The 13,049-nt window shown below is 74.3% G+C and carries 16 protein-coding genes; 5 read left to right on the top strand and 11 right to left on the bottom strand.

The window, feature by feature from the left end:
- Positions 1-48: 48 nt before the first annotated feature.
- On the bottom strand, positions 49-303 hold the full coding sequence (locus tag DEJ48_RS00440; protein WP_150213368.1) for a DUF6332 family protein: 255 nt from the start codon (positions 301-303) through the stop codon (positions 49-51).
- A 536-nt stretch (positions 304-839) separates the two neighbouring features.
- Entirely contained in the window at positions 840-1,739 is a 900-nt protein-coding gene (locus tag DEJ48_RS00435) for a LysR substrate-binding domain-containing protein (RefSeq protein ID WP_150213366.1), read from the bottom strand.
- A gap of 80 nt (positions 1,740-1,819) precedes the next feature.
- On the opposite strand from DEJ48_RS00435, the gene DEJ48_RS00430 reads away from it, so the two are divergent.
- Entirely contained in the window at positions 1,820-2,332 is a 513-nt protein-coding gene (locus tag DEJ48_RS00430; RefSeq protein ID WP_150213364.1) for a cupin domain-containing protein, read from the top strand.
- A 42-nt stretch (positions 2,333-2,374) separates the two neighbouring features.
- Here DEJ48_RS00430 and DEJ48_RS00425 read toward each other — a convergent pair whose 3' ends face one another.
- Positions 2,375-3,352, bottom strand: coding sequence for an ANTAR domain-containing protein (locus DEJ48_RS00425; RefSeq protein ID WP_223831815.1), 978 nt, complete (start codon positions 3,350-3,352; stop codon positions 2,375-2,377).
- Between the two features lie 358 nt (positions 3,353-3,710).
- On the opposite strand from DEJ48_RS00425, the gene DEJ48_RS00420 reads away from it, so the two are divergent.
- On the top strand, positions 3,711-4,457 hold the full coding sequence (locus DEJ48_RS00420) for a class I SAM-dependent methyltransferase (RefSeq protein ID WP_150213362.1): 747 nt from the start codon (positions 3,711-3,713) through the stop codon (positions 4,455-4,457).
- Positions 4,458-4,533: 76 nt separating this feature from the next.
- Here the strand turns inward: DEJ48_RS00420 and DEJ48_RS00415 are convergent, their stop codons facing one another.
- From DEJ48_RS00415 to DEJ48_RS00400, 5 genes are all read right to left on the bottom strand, one after another.
- Complete coding sequence (locus DEJ48_RS00415; RefSeq protein WP_150213360.1) at positions 4,534-5,175, bottom strand: disulfide bond formation protein B; 642 nt, start codon at positions 5,173-5,175, stop codon at positions 4,534-4,536.
- On the bottom strand, positions 5,175-5,339 hold the full coding sequence (locus tag DEJ48_RS39545) for a DUF5993 family protein (RefSeq protein WP_190537105.1): 165 nt from the start codon (positions 5,337-5,339) through the stop codon (positions 5,175-5,177). Before DEJ48_RS39545 ends, DEJ48_RS00415 begins: the two co-directional genes overlap by 1 nt.
- A 115-nt stretch (positions 5,340-5,454) precedes the next feature.
- On the bottom strand, positions 5,455-6,093 hold the full coding sequence (locus DEJ48_RS00410) for a DUF6629 family protein (protein WP_150213358.1): 639 nt from the start codon (positions 6,091-6,093) through the stop codon (positions 5,455-5,457).
- Positions 6,094-6,245: 152 nt separating this feature from the next.
- Positions 6,246-6,497: a DUF5133 domain-containing protein gene (locus tag DEJ48_RS00405; protein ID WP_150220859.1), complete on the bottom strand. Its 252-nt coding sequence runs from the start codon at positions 6,495-6,497 to the stop codon at positions 6,246-6,248.
- 95 nt (positions 6,498-6,592) lie between these two features.
- Positions 6,593-7,342 carry a helix-turn-helix domain-containing protein gene (locus DEJ48_RS00400; protein WP_150213356.1) on the bottom strand — a complete coding sequence of 250 codons (750 nt, stop codon included), beginning with the start codon at positions 7,340-7,342 and terminating at the stop codon, positions 6,593-6,595.
- Positions 7,343-7,624: 282 nt separating this feature from the next.
- Here DEJ48_RS00400 and DEJ48_RS00395 point away from each other — a divergent pair, with 282 nt between their 5' ends.
- From DEJ48_RS00395 to DEJ48_RS00385, 3 genes are all read left to right on the top strand, one after another.
- Positions 7,625-8,290 carry a DUF4097 family beta strand repeat-containing protein gene (locus DEJ48_RS00395; RefSeq protein ID WP_150213354.1) on the top strand — a complete coding sequence of 222 codons (666 nt, stop codon included), beginning with the start codon at positions 7,625-7,627 and terminating at the stop codon, positions 8,288-8,290.
- A gap of 61 nt (positions 8,291-8,351) precedes the next feature.
- Positions 8,352-9,320: an ABC transporter ATP-binding protein gene (locus tag DEJ48_RS00390; RefSeq protein ID WP_150213352.1), complete on the top strand. Its 969-nt coding sequence runs from the start codon at positions 8,352-8,354 to the stop codon at positions 9,318-9,320.
- Positions 9,317-10,093, top strand: a complete 777-nt coding sequence (locus tag DEJ48_RS00385) for an ABC transporter permease (protein ID WP_150213350.1) — start codon at positions 9,317-9,319, stop codon at positions 10,091-10,093. The genes DEJ48_RS00390 and DEJ48_RS00385 overlap by 4 nt, the downstream gene beginning before the upstream one ends.
- Positions 10,094-10,251: 158 nt before the next feature.
- Here the strand turns inward: DEJ48_RS00385 and DEJ48_RS00380 are convergent, their stop codons facing one another.
- The 3 genes from DEJ48_RS00380 to DEJ48_RS00370 all read right to left on the bottom strand — a co-directional run bounded on the left by DEJ48_RS00380 (position 10,252) and on the right by DEJ48_RS00370 (position 13,027).
- The gene (locus DEJ48_RS00380; RefSeq protein WP_150213348.1) at positions 10,252-11,409 is read right to left on the bottom strand and encodes an FAD-dependent oxidoreductase; all 1,158 of its coding nucleotides are present in this window, start codon (positions 11,407-11,409) and stop codon (positions 10,252-10,254) included.
- Positions 11,410-11,850: 441 nt separating this feature from the next.
- Positions 11,851-12,297 carry a YdeI/OmpD-associated family protein gene (locus tag DEJ48_RS00375; protein WP_150213346.1) on the bottom strand — a complete coding sequence of 149 codons (447 nt, stop codon included), beginning with the start codon at positions 12,295-12,297 and terminating at the stop codon, positions 11,851-11,853.
- 121 nt (positions 12,298-12,418) lie between these two features.
- Positions 12,419-13,027 (bottom strand): DsbA family protein, encoded by a 609-nt coding sequence (locus DEJ48_RS00370; protein ID WP_150213344.1) that lies wholly within the window; start codon positions 13,025-13,027, stop codon positions 12,419-12,421.
- Between the last annotated feature and the right edge of the window lie 22 nt (positions 13,028-13,049).

Genomic DNA, 13,049 nt, shown 5'->3' with positions numbered 1-13,049 from the left:
GGCCCGGGCAGGGCTGGGGGAGTGGCGGGAGCGGAGGGGGTGGCGGGATCAGTCGGTGGGGCGGGGCGTCCCGGCGTACCGCCACAGCACGTGCACCACCCGCAGCACCCCGAGCACCGTGCCGGCCACGGCGCCCGCGACCACCAGCAGCCTTTCGGCGCCGGAGGGGAACTGCCAGACGGCGGCCGGACCGGCGATCGCCCCGAACACGACGGCACCCAGGAAACACGCGCTGAGCAGCGCGTAACCGATCTCCACGGTCATCGCGTCCCGCTCGGCCTGACTACGACGGCTTGCCCCCATGACCACAGAGCTTACCCACCCCCACACGGCCCCTCCCCGCCCAAGTCCGCCCGGCGCGACGGGTGCGGGGAGCGACCGGGCGGACGGCCCCGGGCGGGCGCCTGCAAGGACGACCTCGCGCGGCTGGTCGCCGCCGTCCGGTGCGCCCTTGCCAGGTCCGCCTGGTGCGAGGGGGTGCCGGGGGGCGGGAGGGTGGCTCCGCGCGGGTGACCGCGACGACGGTCCGTGCGGCTGGTTGCCGTCGTGCGGTGCGTCCTCGTCAGGTCCGCCTGGCGCGACGGTTGCCGGGGGGGCGGAGAGTGGCCCGGCGCGGGTGGCTGTGAGAACGGTCCGCGCGGTTGGTTGCCGCCGTGCGGTGTGTCCTTGCCAAGTCCGCTTGGTGCGAGGGGTGTCGGGGGTGGGAGAGCGAGCCCGCGCGGGCGATCGCGATACGACGGTCCGCGCGGCTGCCCGCCACCCCCGCCCGCGCGTCCCCGCCAAGTCCCCCTGGCGCGACCGGCGCCCGGACGGGCCGCGTGGACGGGCCGCGGGTGCGGCTACCCGTCGCCGTGCCGCGCCTCCACCACCCCCCGCGCCCGCCGTCCGCGCTCCCGGTGGAGGTCGGTCGCGGCCCGTACGAAGGACCGGACCAGCACATCGGTGTTGCCCGCGCTCCACGCGGCGACCAGCGGGCTGGGAGGCATGTCGTGCAGGGGCACCACGGCCAGCCCGGGGGCGGGCGGGTGGTCCAAAAGGGTCATGCCGATGGTGCCGTTCCACAGCACCGCCTGTCGGCACTCCACGACCGCCCGCACCACCGGCCCCTCGCGCGGCATCCCGCCGCTCCAGTAGGACTGCCACAGCGGGTCGGTGCCCGGCGGGAAGCGGAACCAGCGCCGTGGTGCGAGGTCGGCCAGGTGCAGGCGCACGCTGCGGGCCAGCGGGTCGTCGGCGCGCAGCAGGACTCCCACGGGGTCGGTGCGCAGCGTGCGTACCGAAAGGCCGGTCTCCTGGAAGGGCCCGCGCGTCAGCGCGACATCGACGCGGCCGGCGTGCAGCCCGCAGGTGGGGTCGCTCAGATCGGCCTCCCGGACGCGTACCTCCACGCCCGGGTGCCGGTCGCGGAAGGCGGCGGCCAGCCGGCTCAGGCCCGCGTCGCCGCCGTCGCCCAGGACCCCGACGGTGATGGCGCCGGGCCCGGCCGCGGCGGCCACCCGCTCCCGTGCCAGGGCGGCCCGCTCGAGCAGGGCGCGCGCCTCCTCCAGCAGCACCGCGCCGGCCGCGGTGAGCGTGACACCGGCCGGCGAACGGACCAGCAGCACCGCGCCGACGTCGGCCTCCAGCTGTTTGACCGCCCGGCTCAGCGGCGGCTGGCTGATGTGCAGCCGCACCGCCGCCCGGCCGAAGTGGAGTTCCTCGGCGACCGCCACGAAGTACCGCAACGTCCGCAGCTCCATCACGCCACGATACCCATCCGGTATCGGCCCCCCGGAACAGGTCTTGGACGCCCGCCGCCCCCGCGCGGTCCCATCGAGTCATGACCGACGAGACACAGCCCGCCCCTACCCCCGCCCCTGCCGGCGCCGACGACGTGCCCGCCGTGGTGGTGGTCCGCCCCGGCGAGGGGGAGACGCTCACCCTGGGCACCACGCGCATGCGCGTCCTGGAGGACGGCAGCCACACCGAACACCGCCTGGGCCTGACCGAGTCCGTCCTGGCCCCGCACACCCCCGGCCCCCCGCAGCACCGCCACGCCCGGCACGACGAGGGTTTCTACGTCCTGGCCGGCACGGTGCGCTTCACCGTGGGAGCGCAGGAGCACGAGGCCGGGCCCGGCACCTTCGTGATGGTGCCGGCCGGGGCACCCCACACCTTCGCCAACCCCGGCGCCCAACCGGCCCGCATGCTCAGCGTCTTCACCCCGGACCTGTACGTGCAGTACTTCCGCGACCTGCGCGACACCCTCGCCGGCGGCCGGCCCCCGACCCCCTCCGACACCCTGGCCACCATGAGCCGCTACGCCACCCGGCCCGCCGCGCCCATCTCCTAGCAACAGCCGGGGCCCAGCGGCCAGGGCCCCGCGCCCCAGGGCCTAGGCCGGTCCGGCCAGGGCGAGTTGGTGCAGGTCCTCCAGCGCGTCCAGGAGCACGGTCTCCTGGTGCCACCTGATCCACTCGCCCATGGTGCGGCCGGTGGCGTGCAGCTCCTGCAGCTGGGCCTGGGTGAAACCGATCAGGGGCCGGGCGTGGTGGGAGGAGATCACGCCGTGCACGGTCCGGCGTTCGTCGACGAGCGGGATGCTGTGGCAGGCGCGGCTGCCGGAGGTGAGGATCACCCGGCGGTCCTCGTCGCCGAACCCGGCCGAGGAGGCCACCTCCTTGACGGTGACCTGGCTGCTGGCCTCGGCGGCCCGGGAGCAGGAGGTGTGCCCGTCGACGAACGCGAAGTGGTCGGTGAAGTGCCGGGGCAGGCCCGCGTGCTTGGCCATGCGCAGCACGTCGTCCTCGAGCAGCTGCACGTTGCCCATGTCCGTGCCGGTGACGCTCAGCACGCGCTGCAGCGCGGCGCCGAGCACCTCGCCCTGGTTGCGCGCGTCCAGCGTGCCGGCCGCCAGCGCGTCCAGGCTGGGCAGGGCGGCGTGCCGGGTCCGCTCGGGCAGCCACCGCTCGGCGCCCGGCGCGGGGCCGGGGGTGCGCACCACCGCGGAGGCCAGCTGGTGCAGCTTGATGTTGGCGTGCTGGGAGGCCTGGCGCAGCAGCAGGAACGCCTCCTGGGCGTGGGCCAGCCGGTAGCGCTCGACCAGGATGCCCTCGGCCAGTGCGATCCGGGGCCGCGCCCGCGCCCGCACCTCCAGCTCGGCCACCTGCTCGCGCAGCCGCCCGGCGGTGGCGCGCAGCTGCTCCGTCTCCTGCCGGAGCGCGGCAAGCCGCTCGGACTCCTGCTGGCGCGGGAGCGCGGGAAGCCGCTCGGGCTGCTGCCGGTCCGCGGGGAGCCGCTCGGGCGAGGAGCCCTGCCCGGCCAGGGACGGCCGGTCCTCCGGTGAGGGGGACGCGGTCGGAATGCTGGTCAAACTCTCTCCCTTGGCCGCACCTGCTCCGGCCCTCTCGTGGCCGCACCTGCTCCGGCCCTCTCGCCGATCGAGTCGAGGAGCGGCGGACCCGCGCTGCCGGTCCCGGCCTGCCCGGTTCCTCCCGGCACGCCCCGCTCCTCACCCGCTCCGGCGACCGTACCCCCGCCCGGCCGACGGTGTCATGGCCGCCCGGAGTCGGGCGCCGGGTGACAGCCCGGCCCCGGGCGGCCGGCTGTAGGGGAGACCGGGGCCCGGCCCCGATCTTCGTGGCTTCTGCCAGTACGGATGCCGCCCGGCGCCCGTAGAGACTGCCGGCCGACGGAGCACGGGCAGGCCCAGACGCGGGGAGCACACCACGATGAGCGACGCACGGCAGCAGTACGACGAGATCGGTGAGGCATACGAGGGGTTCAAGGCCCTGCCCCTGGAGCAGTACGCGGCGGTGCCCAGCTTCCTGGCGATGGTCGGCGACGTGCACGGCAAGACGGTCCTCGACCTGGCCTGCGGCACCGGCTTCTACAGCCGTGAGCTGCGCCGGCGCGGCGCCGCGGACGTGCTCGGCATCGACGTCTCCGCACAGATGGCCGCCGTGGCGCAGGAGTTGGAGCACCGCCGGCCGCTGGGGGTGCGCTACCGGGTCGGCGACGTGGCCGAACTGGCGCCCCTGGAGCAGCCCTTCGACCTCGCCCTCGCCGTGCAGCTGCTCAGCTACGCGCCGGACATCGCCACCACGGAGCGGATGTGCCGCGTCGCACACGCGAACCTGCGCCCCGGCGGCGAGCTGTTCGTGCTCAACCAGTCGCCCGACTTCGACTTCGAGGGCCCGGCCCCGGACAAGTACGGCTTTCGCAGCGAACTGACCGGCGGGCAGGCCGAGACCGGCCCGCAGGTGCGCATCACGGCGCTGCTGGATGCGCCGGTCTCCTTCGTCGCCAACCGTCCCCGCCGTGAGGTGTACGAGAAGTGCCTGCACGCGGCCGGGTTCAGCGAGGTGACCTGGGTGGCGCTGACGGTGTCGCCGGCCGGCCTGCGCGCGTTCGGCGCGGACCACTGGGCGGACTTCCACGCCAACCCGCCGCTGGAGATGCTGCGCTGCCGCGCCTGACAGAGCTGTACGGCGCGCGCGGCGGGTACGGCGGGTGTGCCTCGTCCTTTCGGGCAGGGCGGCCCGGCCGGGGGGGCTACTTCTTCAGGATGTTGAGATCGTAGAAGAAGCGGTAGCGGTCGGGGTCGTCGGGCAGGAACCAGTGGAAGCCCTCCAGCAGGAACACCGCGACCAGGTTCACCGCCGTCACCAGCGCCACGAAGGCGAACACCAGCTGTCCCGCGCGCCGGCACACCGGCGCCGGCAGGTCCGCCGCGGCCGTCCAGGGCGCGAAGGCCAGCAGGATGCCGATGGCCGCCACCGCCGCCATGAACAGGATCCACGCCCACACATACAGGTGCAGGCCCAGCACCGGGGCGCCGTAGCCCGCGTCGCCCGGCATGATGTGCAGCATCGTCTGCCGCCAGGACGTGAACCCGCCGGCCATGCAGGCCACCAGGGCAAGGCCCCAGCCCGTCATGTAGTCGCGGGCCTCGACGGTCCCGCGCATGCCCGCGCGCACGATGTGCAGTGCGCCCAGGGCGGCCAGCAGCATGAACATCCGCTGCACCATGCACAGCGGGCAGGGGTAGTCCCAGGAGCCGAACTGCACGGCCAGGCCGCCGCAGACCACGCCCGTCCAGCCGGCCGCGAACAGACACGCGAACCAGAACTGCGCCTGCCCCAGCCGGGCCGCGCCGCCCCGGCGGGCCGGCCGCGCCGGGTGCACGGTGGCCATCAGTAGCTCAGCCCGAGCGAGAGGCCGCTGGTGATGTGGTGCGCGAGCAGCACCGCCGTGGCGGCCAGGACCACCCACCACACCCCGAGCACCACCGCGGGGGAACGCTCCCGGTACAGGGCGGCCAGGGCGGCGAGCAGCCCGGCGAAGATCAGGGTGTCCATGGCGCGCATCGTAAGAAGGGCCGCCGTCCGCACGGCCGGCCGCCACGCGCACGGCCCGGGCCCGTGCTCCCAACGGACCAGCCCCGGGCGCACCGCACCCGGGGCTGACGGGCTCTCAGGCGGCGGCGGGGGCGGGGCGGGCCGGGCGGCGCCGGGCGGCCCACCGGGCCAGCAGCAGCGAACACACCGCGGCGAACGCGCACCAGGTGGAGACGTACTCCTGGCGCCACAGCACGAAGCACACCGCCGCGCCCGCGGCGACCAGCACCCCGAACAGGACAAGACCCCGATCGCCGGACAGGAGCAGGGAGCCGACGGTGGCCAGCAGGTAGCCGGCCACCAACAGCCCGGTCTGCGGCAGCCCCAGGGAGTAGCCGACGGTGTGCCCGCGGATCTCGGCACCGACCGGGCGCGTCGCCAGCGTGTACGCGAGGACCGCGGCCGTCGCCGCCCCCGCGGCCAGCGGGACCAGCAGGCGGCGCCGGGCGGCGGGGGGCGCCGCGCACAGGACGGCCGCCGGCACCCACAGGGCCAGCAGCGGCAGTGCGATGACGGCCCAGGCCACAGTGGCGGGCCCGGTGCCGCCGCCGTTGCGCCAGACCGCGGCCTCGACGATCTGGTGGGCGCCCAGCAGCAGCGGCAGCGCGGCCAGCGGCAGGTCGCGGGGGCGGCGGGCGGCCAGGCTCACCGAGACGACGCCCACCGCCGTGATGCCCGTTCCCGCCGCGAGATCGGCCGTGGCGCTCCAGCACATGACGGCAACGCTACGACGTGCGCGGCGCGGGAGCGCGCCGCGCATACCGCGAGCAGGGCCGGGTGGGCCGGGCGCACCGCACGGCGCCGGCGCGGTGCGGCCCCAATCCGTGCGCGCCCGCCGGTCCGGCTCCGCGGCGGGCGCCCGCCGGCTCAGCTCGCCAGCGCCTGGGCGTGCTTGGCGCGGGCGTGGCGTGCGTGGTGTCCGGGGTCGGTGGCGGCGAGCCGGTGGCGGGCGGCGGCCAGGGCCGCGTCGATGTCGCGGGTGCCGGTGGACACGCACAGGGTGTAGGAGACGTCCTCCAGGCGCCGCAGGCTCTCCCCGGAGCCGTGTGCGGCGTGCCGGGCGCTCAGCGTCTCGTACTGCTCGAGCAGGTTCTTCAGGACCGGACGGGCCATCAGCAGCATCAAAGGCCTCCCTTACAGACGGTTTTTGCCGGGTTTGTCGTACGTGATGCGCCGTGTGCCCCCCGCGGCCGGCCCTCATGCGCGGCCGGGTGTCATTTCCGGGCGGGCGGCGGCGCGGCCCCGGCGTCGGGGGAGGGCTTGGCGTGGAGGATGTCGCGGGCCTGTTCGGCGGCGCGGGCGGTGCTCTCGGAGACGAAGTCTAGGAAGCGGGCGATGTTCTCCAGGCGGGTGGCGGCGGGGGTGCCGGGGCGCAGCACGGGGACGCCCTGGCGGGCGGTGGCCACGACCTGGGCGGTGGCGCGGGCGGTGGCCATCATGGACTGGTAGTAGACGTCGTCGTCGACGACGTAGCGCTCGCGGCGGCCCTCGGCGCGCTCCCGGCGCACGAAGCCCTGGCTCTCCAGGAAGGCGATCGCCTTGGAGACGGCGGCCGGGCTGACCTGGAGGTGCTGGACGAGCTCGGCCGCGGTGAGGCTGCCGGAGTCGGTGAGGACGAGGGCGGCCACCACCCGGGCCATCATCGTGGGCATGCCCGAGGCGATCATGACGGTGGTGAACACCTCCTCGTACGCGCGCACTTCGCCCGCGTCGCGCCCGTGCGGCTGCGGGGGAGTGCCGCCGTTGCGCGGCGCGCTCTGCTTGCGGCGGTGGGCGCGGTGCTCGGTGGCGCGGTGGGCGGCGTCGGCGCGGTAGCCGGCCGGGCCGCCGTTGCGCGTCACCTCGCGGGTGACCGTCGAGGTCGGCCGCTCCAGGCGCCGGGCGATCTCGGCGTAGGCGAGGTTGTCGGCGAGACCCAGGGCGATCTGCCGGCGTTCCTGCTGGGTGAGCCTGCCTCCCGGCATCGGGCATCTCCTTCGCGGCCGTGGCCGGGGCCGGTGCGGGCCCGCGGCGGTGGGGGTGGACGCCGCCGACTATAGCGTTCACGCCCAATCCATTGCAACGCAACATGAGGGGAGTTGTTGCGTTAAGCGTGAGCTCATTGCTTCAACTTCCCCATATCTACCTGCGATTATGAGGTTGCAACGCAACAAGTTTGTTGTCAGATCTGTGAATGCAACGTAGCGTTTCTGTCATCGGAAAACGCGGGCCGCAAGGGCACGCGACACCGGATCAAGGAGCCCACGATGCAGAAGTTCGACACCCCCGCCGCCGTCCGCACCGTCCTGGACATCCCCGCCGGGCGCATCCAGTTCATCGCCGCCGACCGCGCCGACACCACCGTCGAGGTCCGCCCCGCCGACCCCGCCCGCGGCCGCGACGTCAAGGCCGCCGAGCAGACCGAAGTCGCCTACGCCGACGGCGTCCTGCGCATCCAGGCCCCCGAGGCCGCCAACCGCCTCCTGGGCAGCACCGGCGCCGTCGAGGTCACCGTCCAGCTGCCCGCGGGCTCCGCGGTACGGGCCACCGCCTCCGCCGCCGAGTTCCGCGGCGTGGGACGCCTGGGCGAGGTCGCCTTCGACGGCGGCCACGGCTCGGTCAAGCTCGACGAGGCCACCAGCGCCCGCCTGACCGGCCTCGACGCGGACATCTGGGTCGGCCGCCTGACCGGCGACGGCGAGATCCGCACCCTGCGCGGCACCGTGCACATCGCCGAGGCCGTGCGCGGCGCGCTCGCCCTGAGCACCGAGCAGGGCGACATCACCGTCACCGCCGCCCGCGGAGTCAGCGCCACCCTGGACGCCGGCACCGCCTACGGCCGGATCGACAACGCCCTGCACCACACCGGCGCGCCCGCCCTGACCATCAAGGCCACCGTCGCCCAGGGCGACATCACCGCCCGCAGCCTCTGACCCCCGACCCCCGAGACCCCCGGCCTCCCCCCGCGGCCCCCTCACACAAGGAGCTCACCCCATGACCGGCTTGGCCATCGCGGCACACGGGCTGCGCAAGTCCTACGGCGACAAGACCGTCCTGGACGGCATCGACCTGAGCGTCCCCGAAGGCACGGTCTTCTCCCTGCTGGGACCCAACGGCGCCGGCAAGACCACCGCCGTGAAGATCCTCTCCACCCTCGTCCGCGCCGACGCCGGCGACCTGCACGTCGCCGGCCACGACCTCGCCCGCCAAGCCCAGGCCGCCCGCGCGAAGATCGGCGTCACCGGCCAGTTCTCCGCCGTCGACGGCCTGATCACCGGCGAGGAGAACATGCTCCTCATGGCGGACCTGCACCACCTGCCCAAGCGCGAGGGACGCCGGGTGGCCGCCGAAATCCTGGAACGCTTCGACCTCGTGGCGGCCGCGAAGAAACCCGCCGCCACCTACTCCGGCGGCATGAAGCGCCGCCTGGACATCGCCATGACCCTGGTCGGCAGCCCCCGCGTCATCTTCCTGGACGAACCCACCACCGGCCTGGACCCCCGCTCCCGCCACACCATGTGGGGCATCATCCGCGAACTGGTCACCGGCGGGGTGAGCGTCTTCCTCACCACCCAGTACCTGGAAGAGGCCGACGAACTCGCCGACCGCATCGCCGTCCTCCACGACGGGAAGATCGCCGCCGAGGGCACCGCCCAGGAACTGAAACGGCTCGTCCCCGGCGGGCACGTACGCCTGCGCTTCACCGACCCCGCCGCCCACCGCGCCGCCGCCGCATCCCTGCCCCGGGCCGCCTGCGACCAGGAGGCCCTCACCCTCCAACTCCCCAGCGACGGCAGCCAGCGCGACCTGCGCGCCCTCCTGGACCGCCTGGACCTGGCCGGCATCGAGGCCGACGAACTGACCGTGCACACCCCCGACCTGGACGACGTCTTCTTCGCCCTCACCGCCCGCGCCACCGCCCCCTCCGACCGGCCCGCCCCCTCCAAGGAGACCGTCCGATGAGCACCCTCTCCCTCGCCGTGCGCGACTCCTCCACGATGCTGCGCCGCAACCTCCTGCACGCCCGCCGCTACCCCTCGCTCACCCTCAACCTGCTGATGACCCCGGTCATGCTGTTGCTGCTGTTCGTCTACATCTTCGGCGACACCATGAGCGCCGGCGCCGGCCGCTCCGCCTACATCGCCTACCTCGTGCCCGGCATCCTGCTGATGACCATCGGCTCCACCGCCATCGGCACCGCCGTGTCCATCTCCACCGACATGAACGAGGGCATCATCGCCCGCTTCCGCACCATGGCCATCCACCGCGGCTCCATCCTCTTCGGCCACGTCGTCGGCAGCGTCCTGCAGATCCTCATCAGCCTCGTCCTGGTCGGCGCCGTCGGCGTGGCGATGGGTTTTCGCTCCACCGACGCCACCGTCCTGGAATGGCTCGCCGCGTTCGGCCTGCTCGCCCTGGTCGCGCTGGCCTTCACCTGGATCGCGGTCGGCATGGGCCTGGGCAGCCCCAACGCCGAGGCGGCCGGCAACAACGCCATGCCGCTGATCCTGCTGCCGCTCATCTCCAGCGCCTTCGTCCCGCTCCACTCGATGCCCGGCTGGTTCCAGCCGATCGCCGAGTACCAGCCCTTCACGCCCGCCATCGAGACCCTGCGCGGCCTGCTCCTGGGCACCGGGATCGGCAACAACGGCTGGCTCGCGCTGGGCTGGTGCCTGGCCCTGACCGCGCTGGGCTACGCCTGGTCCACCGCCCAGTTCAACCGCGACCCCAAGTAGTGCCCTGCGCAAGTGCTCTGCCGACGCGGACCCCCCGCCCCGCCCCGAGGCCTCACCTCGGGTGGGGCCCGGTCGCGTTCCTGTGCCCGGCGGTCTCAGAAACCCCAGAAGCCCTAGAAGCCGCAGAAGCCCTAGAACCCCCAGGAGCCCCAGGAGCTTCAGGAGGAGGACGGCTCGGGCCGGGTGAGCGCGGAGATCAGAGCGAACAGGTCGTGCTCACCGGACCCCTCCTCCGGACCCGCGCCCTCGTGCATCTCCTCTCCCGCGAACAGGGCGGCCTCGGCGCTGCGCGGGAACATGGCCTGCTCGTAGACGGCCAGGGCGGCTTCGAGGTCGCCGGGGTGCGCGGCAAGGGCCCGGCCCAGGTCGGCCCCGTCGAGCATGGCGAGGTTGGCGCCCTCGCCGTTGGGCGGCGTGAGGTGGGCGGCGTCGCCGAGCAGGGTCACCCCGGGCACCCGCTCCCACCGCTGGCCCCGGGGCAGCGAGTGCAGCAGGCGCAGGACCGGCGGCGTGTCGCTCCGGGTGATCAGCGCGGTGATCTCCGGCGCCCAGCCCTCGAACTCCCCGGCGATCCGCGCCGCGGCCGCCCGCGCGTCACCGAAGTCGATCGCGGTGAACCACTCCATGGGCCCGTTGATCCCCACATAGGCGTGCAGGGTGCCGGCCCGCTCCCGGTGGGCGACGATCTCCCGGTCCGGCGCGGGCGCGATCATCATCCCGCCGCCGACCGCCTCGGCGGTGGCCGGGTGGCGGCGGTCGCTGTCGAACAGGTAGGTCTCCACCACCGCTTTGCCGGCGTACGCGGGAGTGGCCCCGGTGACCAGCGGCCGCACGCGTGACCACGCGCCGTCCGCGCCCACCAGCAGCCCGGTGACCAGGATCGTGGCACCGTCGGCGAAGGCCACCTCGTGCCGGCCCCCGCCCAGCGCCCGCACGCCGCTGACCTTGTGCCCCCAGCGCACGGTGCCGGCCGGCAGCGAGTCGAGCAGCAGTTGCCGCAGCTCGCCGCGCTGCACCTCGGGGCGGCCGCCCGTGCCGTCGTCGGGCTGGTCCAGCAGGACGCGCCCCTGGGGTTCGAGGATCCGCAGCGCCTGGCGGCCCTCCAGGACGAGACCGCCGAACTCCTCCATCAGACCGGCCGCCTCCAGGGCGAGCTGGCCGTTGTAGTCGTGGATGTCGAGCAGTCCGCCCTGCGCGCGGGCGGCGGGGGAGGACTCGGCCTCGTAGACGGTGGCGGGTATGCCGTGGACGTGCAGGACCCGGGCCAGGGTCAGCCCGCCGAGTCCGGCGCCGATGATCGTGATGTCCGTGGTCATGGTGGCTTCCTTCCGAGCGTGGAGCACGGGCGGCCGCCCCGGCCAGAACCTGGCGGGACGCCGTTGCCGTGGGCCGGGGACGCGCGGGTGCGCACGGCCGCCGCCTGGGACGGCCGGGCCCGGCCACCCCAATGTCCGCCCGCCCGTCGACAGACGACCGACACCCCACCGACCCCCACCGACAGCCCCCCGACACGGCCCCCCGCGCCCCGTCCGCCGCGACGTCCGGGTCACCACCCTGGCCTCACACTGACCCGCCACGACCGGCCCCTTACGACAGGCTCCCCGCAGCAGGCCCGCCACAACGGCCCGTCACGGTCGGCTCACCCAACGGCCCGCCAGGACCGGCCCGTCACCACGGGCCGTCACGGTCGGCTCGCCACGGCCGGCCCGCCCCGACCGGCCCCCGGGCCGGCCGCCGCGGCGTGCTGCCTCGCGGGGCTACGTGAACGCCTCGTCGCGCAGCGTCGACACGGCCTTTTCGATGCGGCGCGCGCGCGTCTCGGGCTTCTTCGCGCTCTCGATGGCGTGCACGTGTGCCCGCTTGCGGCTCGGTGACAACCGGTCGTACACCTTGCGGGCGATCGGGTCGGCGTCCAGTGCCGCGACGAAGTCCTCCGGCTCGACCAGGACGCGGGGCTCGGTGTCCAGGGCGAGTTCGACCTCGACCTCCTCGCCGGTCTCCACCCCGGCGGCCTCCCGGTTGGCCTTGCTGAAGCCGATCAGGTGGCGGCCGCGCATGATGGCCAGCCGGCTGTTCCAGGAGTGCCCGTTGACGGTGATGGTCACGGCCGGCCGCTTGCCTCCGTCGAGCTTCTCCACGACCTCCGGAGGAACTTCCAGGCCCCGCATGGGCTCGGGAGGCTCGACGTAGGTTCGGAACTTCATCATCTGCTCCTGTCGGTGTGAGTGACCGTGCTGCCACACATCCTGACCGGGGCGGGGCCTTGGGGGGTGAGGATCGGCGCCATCCGTGTGGCGCAACGCAACGCAATGGGGCGGGGCGGCCTCAGGTGAAGTCCGGCTTGCGGTCCCGGGTGCGCTTGAGCTCGAAGAACCCGTCCGTCGAGGTGACCAGCAGCACCCCGTCCCACAGCCGGGCCGCGGCCTCGCCGCGCGGCACCGGGGTGACCACCGGCCCGAAGAACGCGTTGCCGTCCACGGCGATCACCGGGGTGCCCACGTCGTAGCCGACCTGGTCCATGCCGGCGTGGTGCGAGGCGCGCAGCGCCGTGTCGTACTCGGTGGAGTCCATCGCCGCGGCCAGGCCCGGGTCCAGGCCGGCCGCGGTGAGCGCCGCCTCCAGGGTGGCCCGGTCCTTGGGCGCCTTCTCGTGGTGGTAGCGCACGCCCAGCTCGGTGTAGAGGCGGCCCAGCACCTCGGGGCCGTACTTCTGCTCGGCGGCGACGCACACCCGCACCGGCCCGAAGCCCAGCCCCACCCGGTACTTGTGCGGCACATCGCGTCCCTCGTTCAGGACGGCCAGGCTCATCACGTGCCAGCGCACACCGATCGGCCGCAGCTGCTGCACCTCGGTGATCCATCGCGAGGCGATCCACGCCCACGGGCACTGCGGGTCGAACCAGAAGTCGACGGCGCTCACGGTGTCCTTGGCCATGCCGGGCTCCCTTCCCTGGTCG

Source organism: Streptomyces venezuelae, from assembly GCF_008642315.1.
In the GTDB taxonomy this organism is placed as follows: domain Bacteria; phylum Actinomycetota; class Actinomycetes; order Streptomycetales; family Streptomycetaceae; genus Streptomyces; species Streptomyces venezuelae_D.
The sequence above is the reverse complement of the archived record's forward strand: the minus strand, read 5'-3'. Positions and strand labels throughout refer to the sequence as shown.